This window comes from Streptomyces similanensis (assembly GCF_039543625.1).
Lineage (GTDB): Bacteria > Actinomycetota > Actinomycetes > Streptomycetales > Streptomycetaceae > Streptomyces > Streptomyces similanensis.
Map to the genome: position 1 here is coordinate 33483 of NZ_BAABKC010000141.1, position 12703 is coordinate 46185.

The following is a 12703-nucleotide window of genomic DNA, read 5'->3' on the forward strand; positions in this document are numbered from 1 at the left end:
AGAGGAGACCGCCGGGGGAGAGTGCTCCCCCGGCGGCGTTCAACGTGCGGATCAGCCGGTGGCGATCACCGAGTGAGCGCAGCTGAGGTTCTCGACACCGCTGGTGGTCGCGAAAGGAGCGCGCTCCCCCAGGACCCCGTAGTCGAAAGCGTCGAGCGGACCGAACGACGGCTCGACGAACAGAGCCGGCGCGCCCGTGGCGACGGTCTTGACGACCGTCTGCTTGGTGCTCTCCATTACCCCTCCTTATTACTTCGGAACGGCGGCCCGAGTGGGCCATGCGCCGGTAATTGGACGTCTTTTCCGGTCCGTATGTCAACCGTCGGAGCATCGGATGAACGGGGCGAGAAGGGCAGCGGGCGGCGACCACGGAAACCGTCTGAATAGCCGCCGAGAATAAACCCGCCACGCCCTGCGGAAGAGCCCCGGACAACCGAGGACGAGCGCGGACGACCGCCGCCGGCCTCCTGGGATCAGGCGCCGGGCGCCGAGGTGTTCGCGGCGCCGTCCGCCCCCTGCTGCCGCCGCACGTCCCGCGCGAGTTCGGCCCACTGGGCGGCGTTGTGCTGGGCGAACTCGGCCACCGCGTCCGCCCAGTGCGGCGGCACCGCGGACAGCAGCCGCCGCTGGTCCTCCGCGTCCAGCCGGTGCGCCGTGAGCCACTGCAGGAGCCGTCGCCCGTGGTCGCTGTAGCGCAGCCCGGGGTCCCGGAACATCTGGAGGTACTTGGCCTGCTGCCGGGTGGAGACGGCGGTGAGCATCGGTCTCCGCGCCGCGGCCGGCAGGGCCCGGGCGGCGCCGGCCGCCTGCGCCGAGCGCACGTCGTGCGCGGTCCCGATGGAGATGCCCGCCTCCCGCGCGATCTGCCGTACGGAGGCGTCGGGCCGGTCGGCCAGGAGGCGGACGGCTCGCTGGCGGCCGAGGGAGGCGTCGACGGGCCGCGCCCTGCCGTCCCGGCCCATCCGGGTGTTCGAGTGCGGAATTTCCTCGGTTGAACACGCCTTGCGCAGCGCGCCCACCGTCTTCGGGCTGAGTCCCACCACCTTCGCCACGGCCCGGTCGGACCACGCCGGGCGGGAGCGGAGCAGCCGTTCGGCCGCGCGCCGGCGCTCGGCGAGCGACAGGGGCAGGCCGTGCGCGATATTCAGGCGCACAGCGAGCAGAAAGACGTCGGCTTCGTTTCCGTCGAAGAGATGGGCCCTGATGGTCGTCGCGCCGACGAGGCGCATCGCGTGAACTCGGTGGACTCCGTCGATCACGCGCAGGGTGGGGCGGTGCACCACGATGGGCGGAAGATTGTCGGCCGCCTCGACCAACGATTCCAGGTGCGCCGCGTCGATGAGTTGAGTCCGGGGAGAGTTTTCAAGATTCAGCTCGGTGATGTCAAGCGAGGTGACCGGGCTTTCCGCTAACTGCTTCTCCAGTGACTTGACGGCTGCCACGTTGTCTGGAGTCCCGTTGCGTTCCAATGCGACCGTATCCGCCTCTCCGGGTCGATGCTCGTCTTCCGAGCAGCCTGTCGAGAACCGAGTGAGGCGAACGGATGATCCTGGCCGCTGTCGACGTCCCCCGTCGGCACCTGCGGAACAAGACAGGCTGAACTCGCCGCCTCTCTCATGGAACTGCATGAACTTCCGTCACCGCGATGTGATCATGATCCTTTGCCAAACATTGGGAACGACATCCGCACAATGCCTGCCATGGCGGACAAGTCCCGGGCGCACGCTCGCCCGGCATATACCGGACCCACGGCTCCGACGCGGCCGCCCCCATATCACCGTCGGGGAATTCATGGGGAAAAAGGAAGGTAAAATCCTGGAGGCTCCGCCTCAGGGCCACACCAGGCAGTAAGGCTGATGCCCCGCCTCGTGCAGCCGGTGGCTGAAGTCCTGCCACTCGTGCAGCAGTTGGTAGACGTTGAAGGCGTCTCTCGGGCCGCCGCGGTCCGGGACCGTGGACCAGATGAAGGCGGCCGCGCCCACCGCTTCCTCGCCGATGTCGCGCAGCGGGTCCACGACGGTCATCGGGAGTTTGACGACCGCGTAGTCGGGGTGCAGGACGACCAGCTCCAGCGGCGGGACCTTGTGCAGCGGCACGCCCTCGATGCCGGTCAGCACCATCGCGGCCATCGTCTCGGGCTTGATCTTGGTGAACATGCCGTTCATGCCCAGCTCGTCGCCGCCGAGCTCCTCGGGGCGCATCGAGATCGGAACGCGGGCCGCGGTCGCGCCGTCGGGCGCGCCGAAGTACTTGTACGTCACCCCCACCCGACCACCATTCCTGCTTCCGGCCCGGAGGCGGTCGGCCCTGCGGTCGATCCGGCGATCGACGCGCCGGTCGAGCCGCTCGGACTCATTCGGTACGCCCTGTTCCTGACGTGTCTCGGCCGCTTCCTCCGCCTCGCGTCGGTGCCTTCCCCGCCGGGCACGTCGAGGACCCAGGTCATCGGTCCCCTCGCCCAGTCCGCCACCGCGATGCATATCTCCACCCGACTGCTTTTCTAGGACGCGTGGTCCCCGCCGCGCAACCCGATCATCGTGTCAGTGACCTCCCCCACGGCCGCACGCCGAAACGTACGCCGAAACATCTGCCCACGGGATCTTCGCGCCCCGCGGGCGAAACGCCTCCGACACGGCCCTGACACGACCCTGACACGACCCTTCGCCCTGTCCATACGTACGTGAGGACCAGTTTCTCAGATGGGCGGCGACGAATCCGCTTCTTCGGACCTCCGGGTTCCGCCTCCGTCCCCGGCCGGGATCCCCTGGGCCCCCGGCGACCGGGTTCCCCCTCCGTCCCCGCCGGGAAGCGTCCGCCGCCCCCGGCCCGCGCGCCCCCTGGCCTACCCTGAACAGGTCACTGCCCACCGGATGTCTGAGAAGCCGCCGAGAAGTCGGAGAAGTCGCAGGTCATGAGCGAACTGCCCTATCCATACGAAGCCCCCGTCTCGCAGGCGCTGTTCGACCGTGCGGCGGTCGTCACGCCCGGCGGCGTGAACTCGCCGGTGCGTGCCTTCCGCGCCGTGGGCGGCTCGCCCCGGTTCATGGTGTCCGGCAGCGGCCCGTACCTGACGGACGCCGACGGGCGCGAGTACGTCGACCTGGTGTGCTCCTGGGGACCGATGATCCTCGGCCACGGCCGCCCCGAGGTGATCGCCGCCGTGCAGGAGGCCGTCGCGCGCGGCACCTCCTTCGGCACGCCCGGTGAGGGCGAGGTCGTCCTCGCCGAGGAGATGGTGGCGCGCGTCGCGCCGCTGGAGCAGGTCCGCCTCGTCTCCAGCGGCACCGAGGCCACCATGTCCGCCATCCGCCTGGCCCGCGGGTTCACCCGGCGCACCAAGGTGGTCAAGTTCGCCGGCTGCTACCACGGGCACGTCGACTCGCTGCTCGCCTCGGCCGGCTCCGGCGTCGCCACCTTCGCGCTGCCCGACACGCCCGGCGTCACCGGCGCCCAGGCCGGCGACACGATCGTGCTGCCGTACAACGACCTCGACGCCGTGCGCGCCGCCTTCGCCGCGCACCCGGACGAGATCGCCTGCGTGATCACCGAGGCGTCGCCCGGCAACATGGGCGTCGTCCCGCCGCTGCCCGGCTTCAACCAAGGGCTCAAGGACATCTGCCGGGACAACGGCGCGCTGTACGTCTCCGACGAGGTGATGACCGGCTTCCGCACCAGCCGCGCCGGCTGGTTCGGCGTCGACGGGGTCGAGCCGGACCTCATGACCTTCGGCAAGGTGATGGGCGGCGGCTTCCCGGCCGCGGCGTTCGGCGGCCGCGCCGACGTCATGGCGCACCTCGCCCCGGCCGGCCCGGTCTACCAGGCGGGCACGCTCTCCGGGAACCCGGTCGCCACCGCCGCCGGCCTCGCCCAGCTGCGCCTGCTCGACGACGCCGCCTACGCCAAGGTGAACGCCGTCTCCCAGCAGATCCAGGCCCTCGTCTCCGGGGCCCTGACCAAGGAAGGCGTCGCGCACACCCTGCAGAACGCCTCCAACATGTTCTCGGTGTTCTTCACCGACCGGCCGGTGCGCGACTACGACGACGCCAGGGCGCAGGAGTCGTACCGCTACACCGCCTTCTTCCACGCGATGCTGGCGAACGGCGTCTACCTGCCGCCGTCGTCCTTCGAGTCCTGGTTCGTCTCCACCGCCCACGACGAGCAGGCCCTCCAGCGGATCGCCGACGCCCTTCCGGCGGCGGCCCGGGCGGCTGCGGAGGCGACGGCATGAGCGACGGCACGAGCGACGGCACGACGAACGACGCGACCGGGGCCGACGACGTCACCGTCGTCCACCTCATGCGCCACGGCGAGGTGGAGAACCCGACCGGCGTGCTCTACGGGCGGCTGCCCGGCTACCACCTCTCCGAGCTGGGCCGGCGGATGGCCGAGCGGGTCGCCGAGCACCTCGCGCCCCGCGACATCACCTACGCCGTCGCCTCCCCGCTGGAGCGGGCGCAGGAGACGGCGACGCCGATCGCCAAGGCGCACGGGCTCGACCTCGACACCGACGAGCGGCTGATCGAGGCGGAGAACGTCTTCCAGGGCAAGACCTTCGGCATCGGCGACGGCGCGCTGCGCCGGCCCGAGAACTGGAAGCACGTGGTCAACCCGTTCCGGCCGTCCTGGGGCGAGCCGTACGTCGACCAGGTGGTGCGCATGATGGGCGCGCTGAACGCGGCGAAGGACAAGGCGCGCGGGCACGAAGCGGTGCTGGTGAGCCACCAGTTGCCGATCTGGATCGTGCGCTCCTACGTCGAGCGGAGGCGGCTGTGGCATGATCCGCGCAAGCGGCAGTGCACGCTCGCCTCGCTGACCACGTTCACCTACCGGGGCGACCGGATCGTGTCCGTCGGCTACAGCGAACCGGCCCGCGATCTGGTGCCGGCCCACCTCCTCGCGGGCGCCAAGCCGGTCAAGGGTCAGAGCAAGGCGTTCGGCGCCTGACACACGGAGCGTAAGGGCGCTGTCAGCCCTCGGTCATAAACCGACAGTTTCCATGCAAATGTTGTGAATTTCATATCAATCCGAGCAACCTTGCCCTCCGTCACGGCCTCTGAGTGGGTGACCACATCAAAGGACGTGACGGACGGATCGGGGTTCTCATGCGCACCTTCTCCCGGAGGGGAATGCTCGGCCTCGGCGCGGGCGCGGCGGCGGCCGTGTCGCTCGCCGGCTGCGGCGGCCAGGATTCTTCGGGCGGCTCGGGCCACCCGGCGGGCTCCGGCTCGGACAAGGATGCGCAGGGCGGCGACGGCACGAAGGCTCCCGCCCGCCTCATCGGCGACGGCTCGACCTCGTTCACCGGCAAGCAGCCGCACCAGCCCGCCAAGCCGGTGCCGCTGGAGCCGGGCCAGACCCCGCCGCAGTTCGTCATCTTCTCCTGGGACGGCGCCGGCGAGGTCGGCAACGGACTCTTCCCGCGCTTCCTCGACCTCGCCAAGCAGCACCAGGCGGGCATGACCTTCTTCCTCTCCGGCCTCTACCTGCTGCCGGAGTCGAAGAAGCGGCTGTACAACCCGCCGAACAACCGGCGCGGCGCCTCCGACATCGGCTACCTCACCGACGACCACATCAAGGCCACCCTCACCAACGTCCACCGCGCCTGGCTCGAAGGCCACGAGATCGGCACCCACTTCAACGGCCACTTCTGCGGCGAGGCGCACACCTCGGTCAAGTGGTGGACGCCCAAGCAGTGGCGCAGCGAGATCGACCAGGCCAAGGCGTTCGTCAAGGAGTGGAAGACCAACACCGGCTGGCACGACCTGCCCGCCCTGCCGTTCGACTACGACAAGGAACTGGTCGGCGGCCGCACGCCCTGTCTGCTCGGCCAGGACAACCTGCTGCCCACCGCCCACGAGCTGGGCTGGCGCTACGACGCCTCCTCCTCCGGCGGCCTCCAGACGTGGCCGGTGAAGAAAAAGGGCATATGGGACCTTCCGCTCCAGCAGATACCTTTCCCCGGACACTCGTTCCAGGTCCTGTCGATGGACTACAACATGCTCGCCAACCAGTCGGTGAACTCCACCAAGGCGCCGCCCGCCAACTACCCGGGCTGGCGCAAGCAGTCCGCCCAGTCCTACATCCAGGGCTTCGAGCGGGCCTACCGGACGAACCGCGCGCCCTTCTTCATCGGCAACCACTTCGAGCAGTGGAACGGCGGGATCTACATGGACTCCGTCGAAGAGGCGTTCAAGCACATCGCGAACGAGCGGGACAAGGGCGCGGACGTGCGCCTGGTCTCCTTCCGGCAGTTCGTCGACTGGCTGGACGTGCAGAAGCCGGAGATCCTCGCCAAGCTGCGCACGCTCGGCGTCGGCCAGCAGCCGACGGGCGGCTGGAAGACCTTCCTCCAGCCCGCCGCCTCGGGCGCCGGCACCGGCGCCGGCACCCCGAACGGCACCGCCTCCGGGGCGTAGAGCAGCACCGCCTCCGGGACGGCGAGCAGCACCGCCTCCGGAGCGTAGAACGGCACCGCCTCCGGGGCCTGGCACAGCACCGCCTCCGGGGCGTAGAACAGCGCCTGATATGCGGTTTTCCGCCCGTGAGGGGGGCGGGCGAGAGCCCCGGAACAGGCATGCGAAACTTTTCACATGAGTGTCGTCAGCCGCGCCCCCCAGTGCTCGAACCGGGCGAACCGTACGTCCCGTCCGCACCGCACGCGCACGACCCGCGTCCGCCCGCGCGCCGTCCTGCTCGCCGCCGTGAGCGCCGTCGCGTCGCTCACGCTGGCCGCGTGCGGCTCCGGAGGCACCTCCGGCGGCTCGGGCGACACGCACTTCATCACCGGCTCCGACGGCATCGCGACGGTCAAGAAGGGCGAGCGCAAGCCCGCCCCCGACCTGTCCGGCAAGACCATCGACGGCAAGCAGCTCGACCTCGCCTCCTACAAGGGCAAGGTCGTCGTGCTGAACGTCTGGGGCTCCTGGTGCGCGCCCTGCCGGGCCGAGGCGCCCAACCTGGTCACGGTCGCCAAGGCCAACGCGGCCAAGGGCGTGCAGTTCGTCGGCATCAACACCCGCGACAGCACCACCCAGCCGGCCGTCCAGTTCGAGAAGAGCTTCGGGGTGCCCTACCCGAGCCTGTACGACCCGACCGGCAAGCTGATGCTCCGCTTCAAGAAGGGCACCCTCAACCCGCAGCTCATCCCGACCACGATCATCGTGGACCGGGACGGGAACATCGCGGCGCGCGCCCTGCAGGGGCTCAGCGAGGAGAAGCTGCGCAAGATGCTCGACCCGGTCGTCGCGGAGAAGTGAGCCGTCGTGCTACTGGCCGCAGCCTCTGACCCCAACCAGACGGTCTTCAGCGGAGCCCTGCTGCTCGCGCTGCCCGTCGCCGTGCTCGGCGGACTCGTCTCCTTCTTCTCCCCATGCGTCCTGCCGCTCGTCCCCGGCTACCTCTCCTACGTGACCGGCGTCACCGGCACCGACCTGGCCGAGGCCCGGCGCGGGCGGATGGCCGCGGGCGCCGCGCTGTTCGTGCTCGGCTTCACCGCCGTGTTCGTCTCCGGCGGCGCCCTGTTCGGCTACTTCGGGCAGAACCTCCAGGACCAGAAGGGCCCGCTCACCAAGGTGCTGGGCGTGCTCATGATCCTCATGGGCGTGTTCTTCATGGGCCTGATGCCCTGGCTGACCCAGCGCGAGTTCCGCTTCCACAAGCGGCCCACCGCCGGTCTGCTCGGCGCGCCCCTGCTCGGCGCCCTGTTCGGCATCGGCTGGACCCCGTGCATCGGCCCGACGCTCTCCGCCGTCCAGACGCTCTCCTTCCAGCAGGCCAGCGCCGGCCGCGGCGCCCTGCTGACCGTCGCCTACTGCGCCGGACTCGGCATACCGTTCGTGCTCACCGCCGTCGCGTTCCGCAAGGCCCTCGGCGCCTTCGGCTGGGTCAAGCGCCACTATGTCTGGGTGATGCGCATCGGCGGCACCATGATGATCGTGACCGGTGTGCTGCTGCTCACCGGCGCCTGGGACCGGCTGGTGCAGGAGATGCAGACCTGGTCCAACGGCTTCACTGTGGGGATCTGATCCATGAGCAAGACGACAACCGGCACGAGCGCCGAGGACACCCCGCCCGCCGGGCCCCCCGGCGAGCCCGCCCCGGCCGCGACGCCCTCCGGCGAGCCCGCCCCGGCCAAGACGCCCCCCGGCGAGGCCGCCCCGACCGCAGAGACGCCCGCCGACGACGACCTCGGCGCGGCCGGCTCCCAGCTGTCCACCGCCCCCACCGAGACGTCCGTCCCCGGCTCCTTCGGCGGCAACCGCGCCCCCGGCCTGGCCGGCCGGCTCGCCTGGACCGGCCGGGAGGTGTTCGGCTGGGTGCGCTGGTTCTGGCGGCAGCTGACCTCCATGCGGGTCGCGCTGCTGCTGCTGTTCCTGCTCTCGCTCGGCGCCATCCCCGGCTCGCTGATCCCGCAGACCGGCACCGACGCCATGAAGGTCGACGCCTTCCGGCAGGCCCACACCACGCTCGCGCCGCTCTACGACAAGCTCGGCCTCTTCCACGTCTACAGCTCGCCGTGGTTCTCCGCGATCTACATCCTGCTGTTCGTCTCCCTCATCGGCTGCATCGTCCCGCGCACCTGGCAGTTCACCGGCCAGCTGCGCAGCCGTCCGCCGGGCGCGCCCAAGCGCCTCACCCGGCTCCCGGCGTACGCCGTCTGGCGCACCGACGCCGCGCCCGAGGAGGTCCGCGAGGCCGCGCTCCAGGCGCTCAAGCAGCGCCGCTTCCGCGCCCACACCGCCGGTGACGCGGTCGCCGCGGAGAAGGGCTATCTGCGCGAGGCCGGCAACCTGCTCTTCCACATCGCGCTGATCGTGATGCTGATCGCCTTCGGCTGGGGCCAGCTCTACAAGACCGAGGGCGACAAGCTGATCGTCGAGGGCGACGGCTTCTCCAACACCCTCACCCAGTACGACGACTTCAAGTCGGGCAACCTCTTCGACGACGACGACCTGGTGCCGTTCAGCTTCGACCTGAAGAAGTTCACCGCCACCTACGAGCGCAACGGCCCCAACAAGGGCACCCCGCGCACCTTCGAGGCGGCCCTCGACTACAGCGAGGGCGCCGACGGCGAGGTCCGGCACCGGACCGTCAAGGTCAACGAGCCGCTGGAGATCGGCGACGCCAAGGTCTACCTGGTCAGCCACGGCTACGCGCCCACCGTCACCGTCCGCGACGGCAAGGGGAACGTGGTGCTGCGCCAGGCCGTGCCGATGCTGCCGCTGGACGCCAACGAGACCTCGCAGGGCGCCATCAAGGTCTTCGACGGCTACCGCGACGCGCAGGGCAAGAAGGAGCAGCTCGGTTTCTCGGCGTTCTTCGTGCCGACCTTCGCGGGCGCCGGCAAGGGCACGATGTTCTCCCAGTTCCCGGCGCTGGACTTCCCCGTCCTCGCGCTGGGCGGCTACCACGGCGACCTCGGCGTGGACGCGGGCACCCCGCAGAACGTCTACCAGCTCGACACCAAGAACCCGAACCTGAAGCCGTTCAAGGACGCCAAGGGCGACATCCTGAAGTCCCGGCTGCTGCCGGGCGAGACGATGACCCTGCCGAACGGCGCCGGCTCGATCACCTTCGAGAAGGACATCCAGGAGTGGGCCGGCTTCCAGATCGTCCAGCAGCCCGCCACCGGCTGGGCGCTGACCGGCGCCCTCGCCGCGATCGCCGGCCTGGCCGGTTCCCTGTTCATCCAGCGCCGCCGTGTGTGGGTGCGGGCCGTGCGGGGCGCCGACGGCGTGACGGTCGTCGAGGTGGCCGGCCTGGGCCGCAGCGAGTCCGCGAAGCTCCCCGAGGAGATCGGCGCCCTGGCCGCCCTCGTCCACGACAAGGCACCCACGCACACCGACGCCGATGCCGACCGGCCGGACGCCGACACCCCCGTACCCGCCGAAGGGGCTGAGACCCAGTGACTCTCGCCGCCGCAACCGAGCTCGCCACGGCGACCAACGAGCATCTCGCGCACATCAGCAACACGCTGATCTACTCATCGATGGCCGTCTACACCCTGGCCTTCTTCGCCTACATCGCCGAATGGCTGTTCGGCAGCCGCAGCAAGGTGGCCCGCACCGCCGCCGCGCTGACCGCGAAGCAGGACGGCGCGGCCAAGGCACAGGGCCCGGCGGTCGCGGTGAAGTCCGCCGGCGGCACCGCCGTACTGGAGCGGCCGCAGGTCGTCGTGCGCTCGGCCGCGGGCTCCCGTGACGTGCCCGACGGCCCCGGCGCGCACGGCGGCGACGTGCAGGGCGACCTGTACGGGCGGATCGCCGTCTCCCTCACCGCGCTCGCCTTCCTGGTGGAGCTGAGCGGCGTCGTCGCCCGCGCGGCCTCCGTGGAGCGGGCGCCGTGGGGCAACATGTACGAGTTCAACATCACCTTCTCCACCGTCGCGGTCGGCGTCTACCTCACGCTGCTCGCCCTGAAGAAGAACGTGCGCTGGATCGGCCTGTTCCTGACGACCACGGTCCTGCTGGACCTCGGCCTCGCGGTCACCGTCCTGTACACGGCGAGCGACCAGCTGGTCCCGGCCCTGCACTCGTACTGGCTGTACATCCACGTCTCCACCGCGATCCTGTGCGGCGCGGTCTTCTACGTCGGCGCGGTCGGCACCCTGCTGTACCTGTTCAAGGACTCCTACGAGAACAAGCTGGTCGGCGGCGGCAAGCCCGGCCGCTTCGCGACCTCGGTGCTGGAGCGGCTGCCCGCCTCGGCGAGCCTGGACAAGTTCGCCTACCGCATCAACGCGGCCGTTTTCCCGCTGTGGACGTTCACGATCATCGCGGGCTCCATCTGGGCCGAGTCGGCCTGGGGCCGCTACTGGGGCTGGGACCCCAAGGAGACCTGGGCCTTCATCACCTGGGTCGCCTACGCCTGCTACCTGCACGCCCGCTCCACCGCGGGCTGGAAGGGCCGCAAGGCCGCGTACATCGCGCTGATCGCCTTCGCCTGCTGGCTGTTCAACTACTACGGCGTGAACATCTTCGTCAGCGGCAAGCACTCCTACGCCGGGGTGTGAGTCCGCCGCCCGGACGGTGAGCGTTTCCCGGCCGAGGCCGGTTCCGATGCCCAAAAGGGGCACCGGAACCGGCCTCCGCCATGCTGCGCGCTCACCCGGATGGCGGCACGCTGGTGTCATGACCGGTTCCATCGAACAGGGCACCAGCCAGACCCACGGCAACACCCATCTGCTGCACTTCCTGGTGCGACTGCCCCACCCCATGGAGAAGGTCTGGCCGGCGCTGACCACCCCGGACGGACTGGCCGCCTGGTGCACCGCCGTCGACGAGCTGGAGCCGCGGCTCGGCGGCGCGGTCGGCCTGCGCGACCTGGGCAGCGGACGGATCACGGCCTGGGACGTCGACCGGGTGGCCGAGTACACGGTGGGCGAGGGCGGCGGCCGGGTCCGCTTCCACCTGGAACGCGACGGCGCGGACGGCTCCGTGCTCCGCTTCACCCGCGAGTTCCTGGGCGACGGCGAGGCGGAGGGCGAGTCGGAGGCGGGCTGGCGCACCCGTTTCGAACGCTTGATCGCGCGCATGGGCGACCGGCGGTGAGGGCGCCGGCCGCGGCGGGCCGGGCCCGGACACCGGTCAGCCCAGCAGCTCCAGGACGCGGTTGACCGCCTCGATCACCGGCTGTCCCACCGCGCCCACCGTCGCCGCGATGCCCGCGACGGCCATCAGCGCCCGGTGCCGTTCCTGCGGCGGCGCGGCCGGGTCCGCGGTGAGGTCCGGCAGCGTGTCGTCGATGGCCCGCGCGCTGGCCGGCGGCACGCTCGTCCGCAGCCGGCCCACGAGCGCCACCAGCTCCCGCACCGCCGCCTCCAGCTCGGGCGAGGCCGCCTCGGCGGGAGCGGGCGCCGCCTGGTTCTTGATCATGCCGATGTTGCCGCGCCCGCCGTTGACGGTGACGCTGTCGCCGAAGTGGTAGGTGTCGCCGCTCATGCCTTCGCCATCCCCACGTTGCCGGTGCCGCCGTACATGTTCACGTTGTCGCCGAAGTGGTAGTTCTTCGGGTTGACCAGCAGCCGTTCGACCCGGACCTGGAACTCCGCCCCGGGGTTCTCGATCGCGTGCACGAGGGTGCCCACGAGCTGGTCGAGGTAGTGCGGCTGCGGGCAGGTCACCACGGCCATGGACGGCCCGGACGTCTCGACGCCCAGCACGTACTGCGGCTGCGCCCCGACCACGATCACCAGCTCGGCGATGCTCAGGCCGATCGACGCCAGCGCCCCCAGCCACACCAGGGTGACGAGCGTGCCGCCGGTGTCCTGGCTGGCGAGGGTCGTGATGCCGCCGAGGATCGTGAGGGCGAAGGCGACCGACAGGATGATCGCCAGCCGCTTCAGGAAGAGCCGGACCGCCTCCCACCGCCGGGGCGTCAGCACGAAGGTGTGCACCCGGGTGATGTTCTCCAGCGGGTAGGCCGCGCCGCCCACCCACAGCAGCCGCTTGCTGACCCGCATGTCGACCGAGCGCGCTCCCGGCGGCGGGGCCGCGGGCGGCGGCGGTATGTCGTAGTGCCCCGGCGGCTCGGTTCGGTCCATGGGTCCCCCTGAGACGTGAGTGACGCTCACCACTGAGTGACACTCATTAACTACGGTGCGCGCCGTTGGTGCAACTCGTATCTCCACGTCAAGTGGGGTGCGCATGTGGGGATTTGACGGCCGTACCGGGAATGCCGCCGGGCGCCGGACCGCCCGGCGCGG

Annotated in this window: 13 protein-coding genes; 8 read left to right on the forward strand and 5 right to left on the reverse strand. The window is 70.6% G+C overall.

Annotated elements, in window-relative coordinates; translation table 11 throughout:
• Positions 1-51: 51 nt before the first annotated feature.
• From ABEB07_RS37165 to ABEB07_RS37175, 3 genes are all read right to left on the reverse strand, one after another.
• Positions 52-237: a hypothetical protein gene (locus tag ABEB07_RS37165; RefSeq protein ID WP_164589525.1), complete on the reverse strand. Its 186-nt coding sequence runs from the start codon at positions 235-237 to the stop codon at positions 52-54.
• A 236-nt stretch (positions 238-473) separates the two neighbouring features.
• A complete protein-coding gene (locus ABEB07_RS37170; RefSeq protein ID WP_345672470.1) occupies positions 474-1442 on the reverse strand; it encodes a ParB/RepB/Spo0J family partition protein in 969 nt (322 codons plus the stop codon).
• 387 nt (positions 1443-1829) lie between these two features.
• Positions 1830-2267 (reverse strand): hypothetical protein, encoded by a 438-nt coding sequence (locus tag ABEB07_RS37175; RefSeq protein WP_010353923.1) that lies wholly within the window; start codon positions 2265-2267, stop codon positions 1830-1832.
• A 644-nt stretch (positions 2268-2911) separates the two neighbouring features.
• Here ABEB07_RS37175 and hemL point away from each other — a divergent pair.
• The 8 genes from hemL (at position 2912) to ABEB07_RS37215 (ending at position 11549) form a co-directional block, all read left to right on the forward strand.
• Complete coding sequence (gene hemL / locus ABEB07_RS37180) at positions 2912-4228, forward strand: glutamate-1-semialdehyde 2,1-aminomutase (RefSeq protein WP_345672471.1); 1317 nt, start codon at positions 2912-2914, stop codon at positions 4226-4228.
• Complete coding sequence (locus ABEB07_RS37185; RefSeq protein ID WP_345672472.1) at positions 4225-4944, forward strand: histidine phosphatase family protein; 720 nt, start codon at positions 4225-4227, stop codon at positions 4942-4944. The genes hemL and ABEB07_RS37185 overlap by 4 nt, the downstream gene beginning before the upstream one ends.
• A 158-nt stretch (positions 4945-5102) precedes the next feature.
• Positions 5103-6416, forward strand: a complete 1314-nt coding sequence (locus ABEB07_RS37190) for a polysaccharide deacetylase family protein (RefSeq protein WP_345672473.1) — start codon at positions 5103-5105, stop codon at positions 6414-6416.
• Positions 6417-6590: 174 nt separating this feature from the next.
• Positions 6591-7256 carry a TlpA family protein disulfide reductase gene (locus ABEB07_RS37195; protein ID WP_164589540.1) on the forward strand — a complete coding sequence of 222 codons (666 nt, stop codon included), beginning with the start codon at positions 6591-6593 and terminating at the stop codon, positions 7254-7256.
• A 6-nt stretch (positions 7257-7262) separates the two neighbouring features.
• Positions 7263-8024, forward strand: coding sequence for a cytochrome c biogenesis CcdA family protein (locus tag ABEB07_RS37200; protein ID WP_176150056.1), 762 nt, complete (start codon positions 7263-7265; stop codon positions 8022-8024).
• Positions 8025-8027: 3 nt separating this feature from the next.
• Entirely contained in the window at positions 8028-9908 is a 1881-nt protein-coding gene (gene resB, locus ABEB07_RS37205; RefSeq protein ID WP_345672475.1) for a cytochrome c biogenesis protein ResB, read from the forward strand.
• Positions 9905-11011 (forward strand): c-type cytochrome biogenesis protein CcsB, encoded by a 1107-nt coding sequence (ccsB, locus tag ABEB07_RS37210; RefSeq protein WP_345672476.1) that lies wholly within the window; start codon positions 9905-9907, stop codon positions 11009-11011. The genes resB and ccsB overlap by 4 nt, the downstream gene beginning before the upstream one ends.
• A 118-nt stretch (positions 11012-11129) precedes the next feature.
• Complete coding sequence (locus ABEB07_RS37215; RefSeq protein WP_345672477.1) at positions 11130-11549, forward strand: SRPBCC domain-containing protein; 420 nt, start codon at positions 11130-11132, stop codon at positions 11547-11549.
• Between the two features lie 36 nt (positions 11550-11585).
• On the opposite strand, the gene ABEB07_RS37220 is transcribed toward ABEB07_RS37215, so the two are convergent.
• Positions 11586-11939, reverse strand: a complete 354-nt coding sequence (locus tag ABEB07_RS37220) for a hypothetical protein (protein ID WP_345672478.1) — start codon at positions 11937-11939, stop codon at positions 11586-11588.
• Positions 11936-12541 (reverse strand): DUF6232 family protein, encoded by a 606-nt coding sequence (locus ABEB07_RS37225; protein ID WP_176150061.1) that lies wholly within the window; start codon positions 12539-12541, stop codon positions 11936-11938. The genes ABEB07_RS37220 and ABEB07_RS37225 overlap by 4 nt, the downstream gene beginning before the upstream one ends.
• Between the last annotated feature and the right edge of the window lie 162 nt (positions 12542-12703).